The organism is Pseudoalteromonas sp. 2CM39R, assembly GCF_023161845.1.
In genome coordinates this window covers 1-17,791 of record NZ_JALNTM010000020.1, presented here as the reverse complement: position 1 = coordinate 17,791, position 17,791 = coordinate 1, and the positions used below count along the sequence as shown (strand labels likewise).

Annotated in this window: 16 protein-coding genes; 13 read left to right on the top strand and 3 right to left on the bottom strand. The window is 41.8% G+C overall.

The annotated features are described in order from the left end of the window. Positions 1-18 precede the first annotated feature (18 nt). From MTF66_RS30410 to MTF66_RS30390, 5 genes are all read left to right on the top strand, one after another. Positions 19-1,287: an inorganic phosphate transporter gene (locus tag MTF66_RS30410; RefSeq protein ID WP_248529499.1), complete on the top strand. Its 1,269-nt coding sequence runs from the start codon at positions 19-21 to the stop codon at positions 1,285-1,287. Between the two features lie 76 nt (positions 1,288-1,363). Beyond that, complete coding sequence (locus MTF66_RS30405) at positions 1,364-2,278, top strand: hydrogen peroxide-inducible genes activator (protein WP_248529498.1); 915 nt, start codon at positions 1,364-1,366, stop codon at positions 2,276-2,278. A 131-nt stretch (positions 2,279-2,409) separates the two neighbouring features. Then, entirely contained in the window at positions 2,410-2,952 is a 543-nt protein-coding gene (locus tag MTF66_RS30400) for an RNA polymerase sigma factor (protein WP_248529497.1), read from the top strand. Then, on the top strand, positions 2,945-3,544 hold the full coding sequence (locus tag MTF66_RS30395) for a hypothetical protein (protein ID WP_248529496.1): 600 nt from the start codon (positions 2,945-2,947) through the stop codon (positions 3,542-3,544). The genes MTF66_RS30400 and MTF66_RS30395 overlap by 8 nt, the downstream gene beginning before the upstream one ends. Position 3,545: 1 nt before the next feature. Continuing rightward, positions 3,546-4,454, top strand: coding sequence for a hypothetical protein (locus MTF66_RS30390; RefSeq protein WP_248529495.1), 909 nt, complete (start codon positions 3,546-3,548; stop codon positions 4,452-4,454). Between the two features lie 23 nt (positions 4,455-4,477). On the opposite strand, the gene MTF66_RS30385 is transcribed toward MTF66_RS30390, so the two are convergent. Both MTF66_RS30385 and MTF66_RS30380 read right to left on the bottom strand, forming a co-directional pair. Then, a complete protein-coding gene (locus MTF66_RS30385; protein WP_054563535.1) occupies positions 4,478-4,681 on the bottom strand; it encodes a hypothetical protein in 204 nt (67 codons plus the stop codon). Positions 4,682-4,914: 233 nt separating this feature from the next. Further along, entirely contained in the window at positions 4,915-7,425 is a 2,511-nt protein-coding gene (locus MTF66_RS30380; RefSeq protein ID WP_248529494.1) for an EAL domain-containing protein, read from the bottom strand. Between the two features lie 214 nt (positions 7,426-7,639). On the opposite strand from MTF66_RS30380, the gene queA reads away from it, so the two are divergent. The 8 genes from queA to MTF66_RS30340 all read left to right on the top strand — a co-directional run bounded on the left by queA (position 7,640) and on the right by MTF66_RS30340 (position 16,558). Further along, positions 7,640-8,671, top strand: a complete 1,032-nt coding sequence (queA, locus tag MTF66_RS30375; protein ID WP_248529493.1) for a tRNA preQ1(34) S-adenosylmethionine ribosyltransferase-isomerase QueA — start codon at positions 7,640-7,642, stop codon at positions 8,669-8,671. A 156-nt stretch (positions 8,672-8,827) separates the two neighbouring features. Beyond that, positions 8,828-9,955: a tRNA guanosine(34) transglycosylase Tgt gene (gene tgt / locus MTF66_RS30370; protein WP_248529492.1), complete on the top strand. Its 1,128-nt coding sequence runs from the start codon at positions 8,828-8,830 to the stop codon at positions 9,953-9,955. Positions 9,956-9,983: 28 nt separating this feature from the next. Continuing rightward, positions 9,984-10,322, top strand: coding sequence for a preprotein translocase subunit YajC (gene yajC / locus MTF66_RS30365; protein ID WP_036973302.1), 339 nt, complete (start codon positions 9,984-9,986; stop codon positions 10,320-10,322). A gap of 19 nt (positions 10,323-10,341) precedes the next feature. Next, positions 10,342-12,201, top strand: a complete 1,860-nt coding sequence (secD, locus tag MTF66_RS30360) for a protein translocase subunit SecD (RefSeq protein ID WP_248529491.1) — start codon at positions 10,342-10,344, stop codon at positions 12,199-12,201. A gap of 8 nt (positions 12,202-12,209) precedes the next feature. Then, the gene (gene secF, locus MTF66_RS30355) at positions 12,210-13,157 is read left to right on the top strand and encodes a protein translocase subunit SecF (RefSeq protein WP_248529490.1); all 948 of its coding nucleotides are present in this window, start codon (positions 12,210-12,212) and stop codon (positions 13,155-13,157) included. Positions 13,158-13,213: 56 nt separating this feature from the next. Beyond that, positions 13,214-13,765, top strand: a complete 552-nt coding sequence (locus tag MTF66_RS30350; protein ID WP_248529489.1) for a hypothetical protein — start codon at positions 13,214-13,216, stop codon at positions 13,763-13,765. A gap of 87 nt (positions 13,766-13,852) precedes the next feature. Continuing rightward, positions 13,853-15,643 (top strand): GGDEF domain-containing protein, encoded by a 1,791-nt coding sequence (locus tag MTF66_RS30345; RefSeq protein ID WP_248529488.1) that lies wholly within the window; start codon positions 13,853-13,855, stop codon positions 15,641-15,643. Positions 15,644-15,727: 84 nt separating this feature from the next. After that, complete coding sequence (locus MTF66_RS30340) at positions 15,728-16,558, top strand: ABC transporter substrate-binding protein (protein WP_248529487.1); 831 nt, start codon at positions 15,728-15,730, stop codon at positions 16,556-16,558. Between the two features lie 34 nt (positions 16,559-16,592). On the opposite strand, the gene suhB is transcribed toward MTF66_RS30340, so the two are convergent. After that, a complete protein-coding gene (gene suhB / locus MTF66_RS30335; protein WP_054552496.1) occupies positions 16,593-17,396 on the bottom strand; it encodes an inositol-1-monophosphatase in 804 nt (267 codons plus the stop codon). Positions 17,397-17,791: the final 395 nt, after the last annotated feature.

Here is a 17,791-nt window from a genome sequence, read left to right as displayed (position 1 = left end):
AAATTTAAGGTTCACACAATGGATATCATTGCAAATTACGGCACATTTTTAGTTTTAATTGCCGCCGCAGTCGGTTTCTTCATGGCTTATGGTATTGGTGCAAATGACGTTGCCAATGCGATGGGTACATCAGTAGGCTCAAAAGCACTTACAATTAAACAAGCAATCATCATCGCGATGGTGTTTGAATTCGCTGGCGCATACCTTGCCGGTGGTGAGGTTACATCTACAATTCGTAAAGGGATTATCGATGCCACGCCGTTTATGGACATACCGGAACTAATGATCCTTGGTATGATTGCCGCGCTATTCGCAGCTGGTAGCTGGTTATTAATTGCCTCTTTCTTAGGCTGGCCAGTATCTACTACTCACTCAATCATCGGTGCCATCATTGGTTTCGCATTGGTTGCTGTTGGTAGCGAAGCTATTCAGTGGGGCAAGGTAATGGGCATTGTAGGTAGCTGGATTGTTACCCCTGCGATCTCTGGTTTTATTGCTTACTTGATTTTCATGAGTGCGCAAAAGCTTATTTTTGACACTGAGACACCACTTAAAAATGCTAAGCGTTTCGTACCTATCTATATGGGTCTAGCGGGCTTCATCATGTCGCTTGTAACAATCAAGAAAGGCTTAAAGCACATTGGTATTAACTTAGGTGCTGTTGAAGGCTATGCGCTTTCTATCGCGATTGCTGTTGTAGTAGGTATCATCGGTAAGATTGCGATTGCTCGCCTTAAAATTGACCCTAAAGCTGACAAAGCAATGCAGTTCAACAACGTTGAGAAAGTGTTCGCAGTACTTATGGTACTAACGGCATGTTGTATGGCTTTCGCACACGGTTCAAACGACGTTGCTAACGCAATCGGCCCACTAGCTGCTGTTGTAAACATTGTTGAGCACAACGGTGAAATCGCTAAGAAAGCGGCTATCGCATGGTGGATTTTACCTCTAGGTGGTTTAGGTATTGTTGCTGGTCTTGCTATTTTAGGTAAGAAAGTAATTAAAACAATCGGTGAAGGTATCACGCACTTAACACCTAGCCGTGGTTTTGCTGCTGAGCTTGCTGCTGCTTCTACAGTTGTTATCGCATCAGGTACTGGTTTACCTATTTCTACTACGCAAACACTTGTAGGTGCGGTTTTAGGTGTAGGTATGGCACGCGGTATTGCGGCACTTAACATGGGTGTTGTAAGAAACATTGTAGTTTCTTGGGTAATTACATTGCCAGTTGGCGCAGCCCTTGCTATTGTTATTTTCTATGTACTGAGAACTGCCTTCGGGGTATAAAAAGTACTAAAAGACTTTTAGCTTGAAAAGATCTCAATGCCTTAGGTATTGGGGTCTTTTTATTTGCAGGTAGAGAATGAATAACTTACCAAGTATTAAACAACTACAGTATTTATTAGCAGTCCACCAACATCAACACTTTGGCCGCGCAGCAAGCGCTTGTTTTATCGGTCAATCAACCTTAAGTAGTGCAATTCAAAACTTAGAAGAAACTTTAGGTTGCCAGCTTATAGAGCGTGAAAACCGCAGCTTAATGTTTACCGCAATTGGTGAAGAGGTTGTCGAAAAAGCACGTAAGATTATTGACGACACCCTTAGCCTTAAAGAGCTGACAAAAAGCTTTTTAACGCCTTTAAGTGGCACACTAACGCTTGGTGTGATCCCGACGATTGCCAGCTTTATTGCTGCGCCTTTATATCATTTCTGCAAACAGACCTTTACCGAGTTAGAGCTAGTCTTGGTTGAAGACACCAGTGACAAGCTACTCGATAAACTTGAGCATGGCCAAATTGATATGGCATTACTTGCTTTACCGTATGACACTGAAAAGTTTCATACCCAAGTACTCGCTAAAGATCAGTTCAGCCTAGTGCACCATAAAGATTACACACCAGCAGATGGCGTGGAAGACTTTAACCTATTACCAGATGCGAGTGTGTTCTTACTAGAGCGTGAGCACTGTATGACAGGCCACGCGTTAAGTGCCTGCCATTTGAATCGCTCAAGCTGTATTAACCCATTTGAAGCGGCAAGCTTACATACCTTATTAAGTATGGTTGAGCACCAGCTTGGTGTTACCTTCTTACCGCAAATGGCTATCAATGCCGGTATTTTAGATAAAAAAGATATGGTTGCTACGCCATCACAAGGCGATGCATACCGAGATATTGGCATTGTGTGGCGTAAAACCACTGGCCGGATCAGAGACTTTAGGCTGTTTAGTCAGCAACTAGAGCTGTTTCTCAATAAGCAGTGTAGCTTAGACGAGTAATGTGACTAATAATAAAGAACCCCAAATAAAAATATTTGGGGTTTTTTATTATTTAAGCAAACTATTTTTTTCCTTCCCTCGACTAACATAATAACAAAACCATTAAAGGCAGATCAGATGACGAGGCTAGCGTGTTTTTTCAATCACTTGAGACACTAATTGCTAAAGCGAAACAGGGCAATAAACGGGCGTGGTTGAAATTAGTCAAGCAGCACGAAACACAGGTATATAACTATTGCCTAAGGATGTTAAGTCACCCTGATGATGCAATGGATTTAATGCAAGAAGTGTTTATTTCTGTTTATAAAAGCTTACCGAGCTTTCGTGGTGAATCGAGTTTTAATACTTGGCTCTATCAAATTGTGCACCGGCGTAGTGTTGAATATTACCGCCGCCGTAAGCTGCATCAAGGTTTAGACGATATACCAGAAGAAAGCTGTGAGCATAGTGAGTTAGAAACCAACCAACTGCAATCTGAGCAGCATCATGAACTCAAAGCAATGATGAACAATTTACCCTGGGAGCAACGCTTGGTGGTGGAGTTAAAGTTTTTTCAGCACTGTACATTTGAAGAAATCGCTGAGCAATTGGGTATTTCGACCAATACAGCTAAATCAAGACTATACAGTGCTCTAGGCAAGTTAAAAGTGCATTTGGAGGCCGTAGATGGCTAATTTAGATTCATTATTTACCGCATTGTTAGAGGGCGAAAGCCTCACTGATGAGCAAATTGCGTTGCTACAAGCCAATGCTGAGTATGCATCAATGATGAACAATGCAATGCAGTGGCAACAACAAAGTCAGCATTATGAAACGGTACCCGTACCAAATTGGGATCGAGAGTCTACGATGCCGAAAGTGCAAAAACAAAGTCTGTTTTTTGGTGCTGGAATGTGGGCAGTGGCTGCTTCAATAGTATTTTGCGCATGGGTTTTTGTTAGTAATCCACAGCAAGGAAACCAGAAGTTACTTGAGCAAATGGCCAAGCAAACCAATTTACTAGAGTCACAACAAAAGCAAATTGATCAGTTGCAAAACATCATCACTGCGCAAAACGAAGTGCAGCAACAACAAATGTACCAACTGGCCAAAGAAGCGATTAAAACCGGTCGAGTAGAGCGCCAAGAAGATATTGCCAGCGTGCTGGCTTATATCAAAACGCAGCGTGCCCAAGACCAAGCGTACTTACGTATGCAGTTAAATGATTTAGCAGAGCAAGTGGACGGCGGACCATTGCCAACCGTTGCCAACAATTTGGAGTATTAAGATGTCAAAATACAAATCAACTACGGCAGCCTTATTGCTTTGCACAGCAGTAAGCTTACAGGCACAAGCAAGTGATGAATTAGATAAAATTCAGCGTGAAGTCGGGATCATGGAAAAAATCCTCTCAGCGGCGTTAAAACAAGATACCGATAACAAGGTAAGAAATGTGTCTTCGAGTTATTTGCAGCATCAAGGTGTGGTGTTTAGCTTTGATGTACGAGGCAGTTCGCGCTGGTCTACAGTGTTTGCCTCTGTACCCGATGCGCCGCTGCCACCTATGCCAGATATTGATTTTGAAGAACTAACTGAAATCGAAGTGTTAGGCGAACATGTGCAAGTGATCAGCGATGCGGTCGTCGTGAAAACGCAAGAAGCCTATCAGCAAGCCATGGAAGTGATGCGTGAAAGCGCAGAGCGAGTACGTGAAGTGGCTGAGCAAGAGCGCGATGTAAGCCGTGAAATTCGAGACCTTGAACGTGAAAAGCGCGACCTTGAATTTGACCGTCGTCACGATAAAGATGCCAAAGAGCAAGAGCTCGAAAAACGTAAACAAGCATTGCAAGCATCGATTAAAGAGCTTGAAAAGCAGCAGCAAAAGTTATCACAAAAGCAGCAACAAATGCGCAAAGAGTTAGCCGAGAAAAAACAAGCTCGTGTAAAAGAGCAAAAGCAACAGCTGGCTTCTTTAGCTAAGCAAGTAGATAAGAGTTTATCTCTGACTTTGTGTGATTATGGTAGCGGTTTAAGAAATCTGCCTAACGATGAACATGTGAGCTTTATCATCCGTGGTGTTAGCGAAGGTAAAACCGAGCAAGTAAAAGTATTTAAAAAGTCAGACATTAAAAAGTGTGTGGTTGGCGATATAAAAGCCGCGCAATTACTCGAAAAAGCATCAAGTTACAGTTTTTAAATTCTCCCAACTAAAAAAGCAGCCTAAAGTGGCTGCTTTTCATTCATTGAAAATGGTTTTAAGTCGGGTAAAAACAACAAGTAAACCCACACGACTAAGTTAAAGTAAGGTACTAAACCTAGCCCTGTAAATGTTTTTACCGGATACCCCTTAAAGGTCGCATTACGGTAACATTGATACGCTATCCCTAGATTCACAATCAGCAACAAAACGATTAGTTGTGTCATCACTTTTCTCCTTTATACCGCTAATAGATGGACTTAACGATGTTAAGTCATACTCAGTATGTTTAATGTAATAAGTAATGTCATGTTTATTATAGATAATCACTATAAAAACACGACATTTTATCTTGCTGTGGATTTAAGTATAGATGAGTATTGTCAGTATGGAAGTTTAAAAACTAAGAAAAAATGTTTAAAAATGTATTGAATTTAGGCTTTTTAAGGCTAGATATTTGTTAGTTAAAAAGATTATTTTCAGATATTTTTTTCAGCTCATCGCTAATTTTTTCAACCGGTACTGGGCGGGCAATAAAGTAGCCTTGACCATAGTCGATACCAATTTCTTTTAGTGCTAAGAATATTTCTTTGTTTTCAACATATTCAGCAACAGAGCGCTTATCAAGCGAGCGGCTAATATCATTAATCGCTTTTACAAGCGCTAAATCGATTGGGTCGTTCAACATATCGCGAACAAATGAACCATCAATTTTTACGTGTTGAGCCGGTAACTGTTTAAGGTAATTAAAGGTACTAAAGCCGGTACCAAAGTCATCAATAGAGAAGTGACAGCCTAAGCCGTTCAAACGCTCGATCATGGCACGGGTTGCAACTAGGTTATTAATACTCGCAGACTCGGTGATCTCAAAAATAATACGTGTTGGTTCAACATTGTATTCTTTTAAGCTCGACTCAATATGCGGCAGTAAGCGTTCATCTAAAAACGACTGTGCTGATAAGTTAATTGCGACTTGGTTAAGCTCTGGGTACTCGGCAACGCTCTTAATAGCATTACGAATAACACATTGGTCCATCAAGAAAGTATCGTTTAGAAGCTCTAAAGCAGGAATAAACTGATTAGGGTAGATAAGCTCATCATCAAGCTTTAAGCGTAATAGTGCTTCAAAGTAGGCGACGTGGCCGCGTTTAAAGTCCCAAATCGGTTGATAGTGCAGTTCGATAGCATCATGTTGTAATGCTTGGCGAATACTATGACCCCATTCAAGACCGGCTTGTAAACTATTGTGATGACTATCTTCTTTTGAATAACAGTGTACTAAGTTACGGCCTAAGCTTTTTGCTACATAAAGGGCGATATCAGCTTGTTTTAAACACTCACTTGGGTCGTTATTTTGCTCGGTGATTTGTGTTAAACCAATTGAACAGCTAATTGAGTACTCTTGACCTTCTGAATGAAAGCGGTGCTTTTCAATCGCCATACAAATACTTTCTGCAACCAAGTGTGCATCGAGTAAGTTAGTATTTTTTAAGATCACAGCAAATTCATCACCACCAATGCGGCACACTAAGTGCTCATCACTAATATTCGCTGTGAATAACTGGGCAACTTCTTTTAAAACGATGTCACCTTGTTGGTGACCTTTACTATCGTTGATGATTTTAAAGTGATCTAAATCGATATAAATCAGTGCGTGCTCTGTATCGTTACTGGTGTATTGTGCTTTACAAATACGTTGTAATTGTTGGTCAAAGTAGTAACGGTTATGCAGCTCTGTGAGCGTATCGTGCAAGGCTAAATGACGAAGTTGTAACTCTGCCTGCTTACGCTCATGAATGTTATCTATGGTGGCGGTAATAGTCGCTGAGTTTTGGCTGTTTTTAATCAGCTGTAAGCGACATTCAACCCAAATGGCATTGCCATTTTTATGTTTTAGTTGGATCTCTACCTGTTGCTGTTGCTCACCACCATGCAAAATACGCTGGATAGTATCTTGTAGCTTTGTTTTACACTCAGGTAAACAAAAGTCAGTTAATGACTTTGCTAAACTAGACTTAATGCCATAGCCTGTTAGGTGCTCCCAGGCAGGGTTAATAAAGCGAATATTACCCTCTTGGTTAAACTCAAGTACCACAGTATTTAGGTGTAATAAAATACGTTGGTGGGCAGAAAACAGCTCTTTATAACGGCTTTGACTTTGGCTTAGTTGTTCTACTTTTTGCGCAAATTCTGCATAGCTCACCATGAAATCTTCACGGCGGGCAGCGTGGTCACACACTTTACTCAATAACGAGTGATCGTACGGGGCGCGAATAAAATCAGTTACGCCAGATAGCAACAACTGCTCTGCATAATCTGCATCATTGCTATCAATAATGGTTACAATCGCTTGCTTTGGGTTGTGTTGTAATATTTCGCTAATTAACCCAGCTGCGGTATCAGAATGAGATTCGGTGGCGTCAATCAATACAATGGCAAATTTTTGCTGCAGATAGGTCGCAAGAGTCGCTTTTGTTGAAGTGGTATGGGTTATCGCGAAGCTAAGTTTTAACTGTTCGCTGATATCTTCTGCTTTACGGTTATCGGTTTCAAGTAGTAATAAATTAAGGCGACTACTTTTTTCAAGGTGAGTTGATAACACGTTGGCAAGCACTTGCGGCAGCATATCTTGGCGTTCAAATGGCAATACTGCATCGATGCCATAGCTGCGAGCTGTGGTTTCAGCTATACGTTCACAATAGATTGGCGGAGTAAGTAATATTGGTGTGTTTTTTGGTGTTTTTAATAACCCTGAACGGATCATGCGCGAAAAGCGCCAACCATCAATCTTACCGACCTCAAGGCCTGTAATGATAATATCCACCGGGTGGCTTTTAAGAATTTTAAGCGCATCTTGAGAGTCACTGGCTTCGATAAACGTGAAGACATTAAGCTTGTTTAATGTGGTCTTAATTGTTTCACGCTCAGCAACGCTCGCGTTCAAAATTAGCAGCTTTAACTGCTTTGCCATGGCGCTACTACCTCTTACTTAACCCATGTTTAGTGAATAAGCTAGAATAATGACATTTTGCCTAATCTACAAGCAAACTTTACCCAAAAGCGGTTAATAAGTACTTAAGTTTGTAATCCTTTAAGCTAGTACCAAGTTGACGCAGGGCTTTGCTTGAGGTGGTGGGCGTATCAGAGTAAACTTGGCGCGTTTTTATTAATGAGAGATATGCTCTATGCGCGTAGCTGATTTTAGCTTTGACCTTCCTGATGAATTAATTGCTCGTTTTCCTAAAGCAGATCGAACTAGCAGTCGTCTACTGACGCTTGATGGCCCATCAGGCCAAGTCGAGCATAAAGTATTTAGTGATATTTTATCGCTCGTTAATGAAAATGACCTATTAATTTTCAATAACACCAAAGTGATCCCAGCTCGCATGTTCGGGCAAAAAGAGTCAGGCGGTAAGCTTGAAGTGTTAGTTGAGCGCGTACTCGACGAGCACCGTGTGCTTGCGCATGTGCGAGCTAGTAAATCGCCAAAACCAGGCTCAAAAATCATTCTAGAAGGTAAAGCCGAAGCAATCATGGTTGCGCGTCATGGCGAGCTTTTTGAGCTTGAATTTGCCGAAGACGAAAATGTACTCGATATCCTTAACGACATCGGTCATATGCCATTACCTCCTTATATTGACCGTCCTGATAACGAGTCAGATCGTGAGCGCTATCAAACTGTATACGGTGAAAAACCAGGTGCAGTTGCTGCGCCAACAGCTGGCCTGCATTTTGATGATAAATTAATGGCAGCCTTAAAAGACAAGGGCATTAACATGGCTTTTGTGACCTTGCACGTGGGCGCAGGTACCTTCCAGCCTGTTCGCGTTGACTCAGTTGATGAGCATGTTATGCACTCAGAGTACATCGAAGTACCAGATGAAGTGGTTAAAGCGGTAGCCGAAACGAAAGCAAAAGGTGGTCGTGTCATTGCTGTAGGTACTACATCAGTTCGCTCACTGGAGTCAGCTGCAAAAGTGCACGGCGGCAAACTAGACACTTACTTTGGTGATACCGATATTTTTATTTACCCGGGTTATCAGTTCAATGTGGTTGATGCCATGGTGACAAATTTCCACTTACCTGAATCAACGTTAATCATGTTAGTGAGTGCCTTTGCAGGTCAAGAGAACATAATGGGTGCTTACCACACGGCTATTGAGCAGCAGTATCGCTTCTTTAGTTATGGTGATGCGATGTTCTTAACGCGCAAATAACGAAAAATAGTTTATACCCAATAAAAAGCCCAGTTTTTTAACTGGGCTTTTTATTTTCGAATTTAGCCCAATTTATAGTAATAAACCCGCAAACAGGGTAGAATCGAGCGGTTAAATTATAGCTTGTTGGACTGTTTTTCCGACACTGAGGATAATATGAAATTTGAATTAGACCGCACTGACGGTAAAGCGCGCCGCGGCCGCTTGATTTTTGAACGTGGTGTTGTAGAAACACCAGCATTTATGCCTGTAGGTACTTACGGTACTGTTAAAGGTATGACGCCTGACGAAGTGAAAGGTACTGGCGCGCAAATCTGCCTTGGTAACACATTCCACTTAATGTTGCGTCCTGGCACAGAAATCATTAAGCAGCACGGTGATTTACACGACTTTATGAATTGGGATCGTCCAATTCTAACTGATTCCGGCGGTTTCCAAGTATTCAGCTTAGGCGCAATGCGTAAAATCACTGAAGAAGGCGTAATGTTCAGCTCACCAGTTAACGGTGAAAAAATCATGCTTTCGCCAGAAAAAGCGATGCAAGTTCAGCGTGATTTAGGTTCTGACATCGTGATGATTTTTGACGAATGTACGCCATATCCTGCGACAGAAAAAGAAGCTAAAGACTCTATGGAGTTATCACTTCGTTGGGCTAAACGCTCAAAAGAAGGTCATGGCGATAACCCAGCTGCACTATTTGGTATTATCCAAGGTGGTATGTACCCTGAACTTCGTGCAGAATCACAAAAAGGCCTAGAAGAAATTGGCTTTGATGGTTATGCATTAGGTGGTTTATCGGTCGGTGAGCCGAAAAACGAGATGATCAATATTCTTGATCACTGTGCTTACAAAATGCCTGAAGACAAGCCTCGTTACTTAATGGGCGTTGGTAAACCAGAAGACTTAGTTGAAGCGGTTCGCCGTGGTATCGATATGTTTGACTGTGTAATGCCTACGCGTAATGCCCGTAACGGTCATTTATTCGTAACTGGCGGCATTGTTAAAATCCGTAATGCAGTACATAAAACAGACACCGGTCCACTGGATCCTGAGTGTGATTGTCATACGTGTAAAAACTATTCGCGTGCATACTTGCATCATCTTGATAAATGTAATGAAATCTTAGGCGCACGTCTAAACACGATTCACAACTTACGTTATTATCAACGCGTGATGGAAGGCTTACGTAATGCCATCAGTAATGGCAAACTAGACGAATTTGTTGCAGATTTTTATGCACGCCGTGGCCAAGAAGTGCCAGAGCTTGCAGATACATCAGATTAAATTTTAGAAAAATTAAAGAGGAAGTGAAATGAGTTTATTCATCTCAAACGCCCACGCAAGTGCGGCAGGTGCAGCACCAGCAGGTGGTGGCATGGAAATGCTAATCATGTTGGGTATTTTCGGTCTGGTATTTTATTTCTTAATCTACCGTCCACAAGCTAAGCGTGTAAAAGAGCATAAAGCCCTAATGAGCGCAATGGCGAAAGGCGACGAAGTACTAACGCAAGGTGGTTTAGTGGGTAAGATTGCTAAAATCGCTGACGACAAAGACTTCATCGTGATTTCATTAAACGACCAAGCAGAAGTAACAGTACAAAAATCAGCTGTTTCTGCAGTATTGCCAAAAGGCACTATGAAGTCGCTATAACAATAATAAGGACTCACACGTGTTAAACAAGTTTCCATTATGGAAGTATTTACTTGTTCTTGTAGTGTTAGTCGTTGGTATTTTATATGCCTCACCTAACTTGTATGGCCGAGACCCGGCCATACAAGTTTCGGGCACTAAAGGTACTGATGCTGACCTCAGCGTACTCGATAAAGTAAATGCGACTCTTAAAGAACATAACGTTACTGTTAAATCAAGCAAACTTGAAGACGGACAAATCCTCGTTCGTTTTAAGAATGTTGAAGACCAACTAAAAGCGCAAGATCTACTGCGTGATTCCCTTAGTGAAGATTATATCTCTGCAATCAATATGGCGCCTGCTCAACCAGAGTGGTTAAAGTCACTGGGTGGTAACCCAATGAAACTAGGGCTAGATTTAAGCGGTGGTGTTCACTTTACTATGGAAATCGACATGGCGACGGCGGTTGATACTCAGCTTGAGCAAATGGAACAAGATTTCAAAAGTGACTTACGTGAAGAAAAACTGCGTTATCGCACCGTTCGCCGTGTAGCGAACAGCGAGCGATTACGTGTAGAAATGCGTAACGAAGAAGATAAAGACGCAGCAGAGCGTTTCTTATCAACACGTTACCCATTAAACGTTTACGTTGATGATAGCAGCAGCGACAATGCTTTTTATGCCAGCATGAGCGAGCAAAAGCTTAAAGAAATTCGTGACTACGCTATCAAACAAAACGAAACGATTATCCGTAACCGTATTAACCAAATCGGTGTTGCAGAGCCTAACGTACAGCGCCAAGGTGCTGAGCGTATCATCGTGCAACTTCCGGGTGTACAAGATACAGCGCGTGCTAAAGAGATTCTGGGTGCAACAGCAACACTAGAATTTCGCGAAGTTGATGAAAACGCAGATACAAGTGCAGCCCTGCAAGGCCGTTTACCGCCAGGTACAGAAATGATCATGGCACGTGAAGGTTACCCAGTGGTACTTAAGCAACGCATCATTCTTGAAGGTAGCCACATCACTGGCGCGCAATCAGGTATGGATGAGTATCAACGTCCACAAGTTAGCATTACGCTAGATAGCAAAGGTGGCGCAAAAATGAATGCGTTCACTAAGCGTGCTATCGGTAAACGCATGGCAACGGTATTCATTGAATACAAGCCATCAGGTAAAACAGATGAAAACGGTAAAGCACTTCCACCAATTAAAGTTGAAGAAGTGATTAACGTAGCGACGATTCAAGCGCGCCTTGACCGTTCATTCCGTATTACTGGTATCGATAACCCAGCTGAAGCGCATAACCTAAGCCTATTACTTCGTGCCGGTGCACTTGTAGCGCCAATTCAAATCGTTGAAGAGCGCACGGTAGGTCCAAGTCTAGGTCAAGAAAACATTGAAGCAGGTATGACAGCGGTTGTGCTTGGTTTTGTGTTTGTACTTTTATTTATGCTTGTTTACTACAAAGGTTTCGGCATGGTGGCGAATATCGCACTGGGCGCAAACCTAGTATTAATTGTTGGTGTGATGTCGCTTATTCCAGGTGCTGCGTTAACGCTACCGGGTATTGCAGGTATCGTATTAACCGTAGGTATGGCCGTTGATGCCAACGTACTTATCTTCGAGCGTATTCGTGAAGAACTTGCTGATGGCCGTAGTCCACAACAAGCCGTTCACTTTGGTTACGACAGCGCGTTTAGCACAATTTTAGATGCTAACATCACAACACTTATCGCAGCAGTGATCCTATTTGCAGTGGGTACTGGTCCTATTGCTGGTTTCGCAGTAACACTGGCGATTGGTATTATCACCTCTATGTTTACAGCCATTGTTGGTACCCGTGCGGTAATCAACTTATTCATTGGCGGTAAGCGTATTGATAAGTTGTCGATTTAGGAGTCAGCATGCAAATTTTAAAACTCGGTGGTAAAACACTCCCGTTTATGAAGTTAAGAAAGTTTGCCATGGCACTATCAACCTTGTTGATATTGGCTTCTTTCGTTTCGTTTTTTACTAAAGGCTTGAATTTTGGTCTCGACTTCACTGGCGGTACCGCTGTTGAGGTAGGCTTTACACAAGCACCTGATCTTAAAGACGTTCGTGATGCAATTACTGAAAGTGGCTTTGACGATTTCTCGGTGCAACTGTTTGGCTCAAGTAAAGAAATTTTAGTGCGTCTTGCTCCACAAGGTCCTGGCGTAAAAGCAGAAGTAATTGGTAACCAAATCATTACGGCATTACAAAAAGTTGAGTCGACAGTAGAAATGCGTCGTATCGAATTTGTTGGCCCAAGTGTTGGTGAAGATCTAAAAGAGCAGGGTGGCCTTGCCATGTTAACTGCGCTTATCTGTATCTTAATTTATGTTGCGTTTCGTTTTGAATGGCGTTTTGCGATCGGTGCTGTATCGGCACTATTACACGACGTTATCATCACATTAGGCTTATTCTCAGTACTTGGCCTAGAGTTTGACTTAACGATCCTTGCGGCGATTTTGGCGGTAATAGGTTACTCACTGAACGATACTATCGTTGTATCTGACCGTATCCGTGAAAACTTCCGTAAAGTGCGTATTGATGACACGATTGAAATTATCGATATTTCATTAACGCAAACGTTAAACCGTACCCTAGTAACATCAATCACCACTATCTTAGTATTGATTGCGTTATTTGGCTGGGGTGGTCAAACGATCCACGGTTTCGCAACTGCATTACTATTTGGTGTGTTCATCGGTACTTATTCATCTGTTTATGTTGCTTCAGCTGTAGCAATTGCAATGGGTGTAAGTAAAGAATACTTAATTCCAGAAGTAATTGAAAAAGAAGGTGCGGATCTCGATCCTATGCCTTAATAAGTGATACAAAAAGAAACCGCCCTAATTAGGGCGGTTTTTTTATGGGAGAAATTATGAAACACCTGATGTTTAGCGTGTTTATACTTTTAATGCTTAGTGCTTGTGACGATAAGCCTGAGCCAGAACAGACTGATGTGCAGCAAATACCTGAGGTAACACTTCAGCAGCAGTTCGACAGCTATAAAGGGTTGGCTTGGCAAGTTGTAGAAGCACTACAAAACCAATCAACTGCTCAGCAATTACAAGACTTGACGCTTAAGCTAATTACTTCATCAACAGGCTTATTTTTGAATCTAAAGGCACAGTTGCCAGAGTGTGAGGCAAGCTTGCAAGCGATGGCAGACGCTACAGAGTTTCAGCAACAACAAAGTGATGATACAGAGGCGTTGAAGAATGTAATAACAATTAATGTAGAGCCTGAACTACCTGATTTTGCTGCGCCAAGCTGTTATCACGCACAAAAGTTATTACTTAATCCGCTCGCAGTTTATAAATTTGCGCAACAAGCTGATTTAGCACAGAGTGATTACCAAAACGCTAAATTAAAAATGACTGATAGTTTTGCCCGCATTAAGCAACTTGAGCTGATCACCGCTATTGAGTAATCTGCACTCGTCATAGCCTTGCCATAAAATTGTCATACAAGGTTGATAATTTACCCACCTATTTGTATTACTAACGCTAGGTGTAAGGTGAACGCACAACTACAGCAGATCTTAGATAACAGTGCAATTGAGACCTTGTTTCAACCTATCTTTGATATTTCTAATCAACATATTTTGGGTTATGAGGCATTAAGCCGCGGCCCGAAAGAGTCTGAGTTAGAAATGCCGAGTGCATTATTCAGTGCAGCTATTGCTTGTCATAAGATCTCTGAATTAGAGCTACTTTGCCGCAGTAGAGCAATTGAGAACTTTGTTAAGCTCAATCTAGAAGGCAAGCTATTTTTAAATGTAAGCCCTAAAACCTTACTTGACCCTTGCCATCCTAAAGGTGAAACATTACACCTAGTTGAACACTTTGGCCTAGCAACTAATCGGGTAGTAATTGAAGTTACAGAACAAGAAAAAGTCGATGATGGCTTTTTATTGTTAAAGACCATTGCTCATTATCGTGAGTTAGGCTTTTCGATTGCCATTGATGACTTAGGGGCTGGCTATTCGGGTTTAAAGCAGTGGTCTGAGTTATGTCCTGAGTTTGTAAAAATAGACCGCTACTTTATCGACCACTGCGACCAGAGTGTGGTTAAAAAAGAGTTTTTAAAGTCAATTATAGAGCTTGCAAAAGCCACCAATACGCAAGTTATCGCAGAGGGCATAGAACGGGCAGAGGAGCTTCGTTTACTCGAAAGTTTAGGCGTACAACATGCGCAAGGCTTTTTACTCGAAAGGCCGAGCTTACAGCCAAGTTACGAAATTAATATCCACTGCTTAAAGCACTTAGAGTCATCAGATAATAGCAATGCATTTGAGCAGTCTATGGCGATTGGCTGGTTGGCAGTCGAGCACGCCAGCATTGAAGCAACAACCCGCTGTAAAGACGCTCACAGTATCTTTGAGCAAGATAAAAGCTTAACGAGCTTGGCAGTACTTGAACACAATATTCCTGTTGGTTTATTACACCGAGATCAACTTACTGAAGTGTTTGCCGCTCCTTATGGCCATGCACTTTATGATAAGCAGCCAGTTACTTCTTTAATGGATAAACAGCCGTTAGTAGTAGACGAAAACGAGTTACTTGATACGGTGAGTCAGCAAATTACCGAATTTGAGTTTGATATTCGACGCCACATTGTGATCACCCGAAGTGGTGAATACTTAGGGTTGGCGCCATTGCGTAATATCTTAAAACACATTACCGAAGAAAAAATCCGCCATGCACAACATGCTAACCCGCTTACTATGCTGCCGGGGAATGTCGCAATTAACGAAGCAATTGAGCTGAGGCTTCGTAATAATTATCCGTTCTCACTCGCATACGTTGATTTAAACCACTTTAAACAATTCAATGACCTGTACGGTTATGCCAGTGGTGACAGCGTTATAAAATTACTTGCTGAAGTCATCGTAGAGGCCTGTAGTATTAGCAAAGGGTTTGTCGGGCACATTGGCGGTGATGACTTTATGGTGGTGTTTGATAAAAATGATGCAGAGCAAGTTTGCCATGACATCATTAGTAAGTTTGAGCTGCAGTCTCGGGCCTTTTTCACCCCAGAACATATTGAGCAAGGGGGTTATTGGGCAAGCAATCGTGAAGGTAAAAAGCAGTTTGTGCCACTACTTACATTATCAATCGGTTTAGTTAAGCCTGATTTAGAACTATGTATTAACAGCCACCAAGTCGCAGCGCTGGCAACAGATGCGAAAAAAGAGGCCAAGCGTTATCAGAGTAGCCACTTGTTTGTATGTAAACGTAGCCGACCAGCCCCCGCAGTGGTGCGTTTAAGCAGCCAAAAAGATGAAGTGATATCTATTAGCTCATGAAGAAATTTTAAGTTCGCTTAATTTTACTTGTGTCCCTGTTTAACTGGGTGTAGCTTAAAAAAAACACAATAAACAAAAATAACAATGAAGCGACTATGTAGTGCAATCCTAGTATTGCTAAGCCTAGGATACAGCCTTACCACAGAAGCTAACAATGTGGTCAATTTAGCGGTTGAGCAACGCCCACTGTATAAGCGCGATTACTATCTTCATGAATTGCTGGCAGCAGCCTTGCGTGCTGGTAATTACCAAGCAGAAATCAACGAAGTGCTGGTTCACCCTCATCAACAACGTACATTGCTTATGCTTGATGCGAAGCAGGCCGATGTGTTTTGGAGCATGACAAGCCCTGAGCGTGAGCATCTTGCTATTGCTGTGCCAGTACCTTTATTTAAGGGTTATATTGGTAAACGAGCACTACTAACCAAGCGAGCGTTTTTACCGCGATTTAAAAGTATAAAAACAAAACAAGATTTAGCCCCTTTTAACGCTATTCAAGGTCATGATTGGCCCGATACTAAAATCCTTGCTCAAAACGGCTTAACAGTCAGACCGCTGGCAAATTACCAGGCAATGTTTAGCTTAGTGATCAGAGGGCGAGTTGATTATTTTCCGCGTTCGTTCATTGAGGTTATTTCTGAAATGGAACAAATCAAAAGTGACGATCTGGCTATAGTGCCTGACCTTTATATTAGCTATCCAACGGCATTTTACTTTTTTGTCAGTAACCACAAGCCTGAATTGGCAGAAGCCCTGTTAAAAGGACTCAAGGTGATGAAAAGCACGGGCGAGTTTGAACAGTTATTTGCCAGTTACTTTGCTGAAGACTTGGCTAAGTTGCCATTTAAAGAAGGTGAAGTCATAGAGGTAAAACTCGACAACGATTATTTTCAGCCACAAAAAAAGGAGCCTTAGCTCCTTTTTTGCATTTTTACATTACAACCCGCTATTAGCGAAGTAGTGACTCAGTTAACACTGGGCGAATTTCACGAATGATCGCTTGAGTTAACTTAGGTGCACCACAAATGATGTTGCCGCTTTGGTTGTAGTTAATACCACCTGCGAAATCAACAACCATACCGCCAGCTTCTTTAACTAAAAGCTCGCCTGCGGCTGTGTCCCATGGCTTAAGGCCAATTTCAAAGAAACCATCAACACGACCCGCTGCAACATAAGCCATATCTAATGCAGCAGAACCTGCACGGCGGATATCAGCAGTGTGCACGAAAAGTGCTTTAAACGCTTCAGAGTATGCGTCTAAGTGGTGCTTTTGTTTGAATGGGAAACCAGTTGCAAGTACAGAACCTGCTAACTCGTTAGTTTTAGTTACGCGTAAACGCTTGCTGTTAAGCTGTGCGCCTTGACCACGAGAAGCAGTGAATAATTCACCACGGATTGGATCATAGATAACAGCTTGGTCTAAACGACCTTTAACTTTAAGTGCAATAGATACTGCGAAATGAGGGATACCCTTGATGAAGTTAGTTGTGCCATCAAGAGGGTCTACAATCCATTGGTAATCTGCATCTTTGCCTTTATGCTCACCTAGCTCTTCACCTACGATAGTGTGATCTGGGTAAGATTTTAAAATGGTATCACGAATTGCGGCTTCAGCTTCTTTGTCGATGTTAGTCACTAAGTCGTTAGTGCCTTTTTGTTGTACATCAACTTTTGATAAATCTTCACTTGCGCGAAGTAAAATTTTGCCTGCGTTACGCGCAGCGCGAACCGCAATGTTTAACATTGGATGCATAGCATTACCTTTGGGTTGTAAAAGAACGAATATATTTAAGCCGGCGTATTCTAGCGATTTCTAGCGTAAAGTAAACAATAAACTCGAATAAATTAGTTTGTTTTTTGTACAGTTTTGATTTTGTTGTTGATTTAATTTCAGAAGAAGGGGCTAGTGGTCAGAAGAAGGGGTTAGTGGTCAGAAGAAGTGGTTAGTTGTCAGAAGTTAGATATCAGTGGCCCGAGTGGGCTTGGTATCTTGATGGCTGCAACAAATATATAATGATTATTGTTTATAAGGAGGTATTGCATAAAGTTACTGAAACCTGAAACCTGAAATCTGAAATCTGAAATCTGAAATCTGAAATCTGAAATCTGAAATCTGAAATCTGAAATCTGAAATCTGAAATCTGAAAT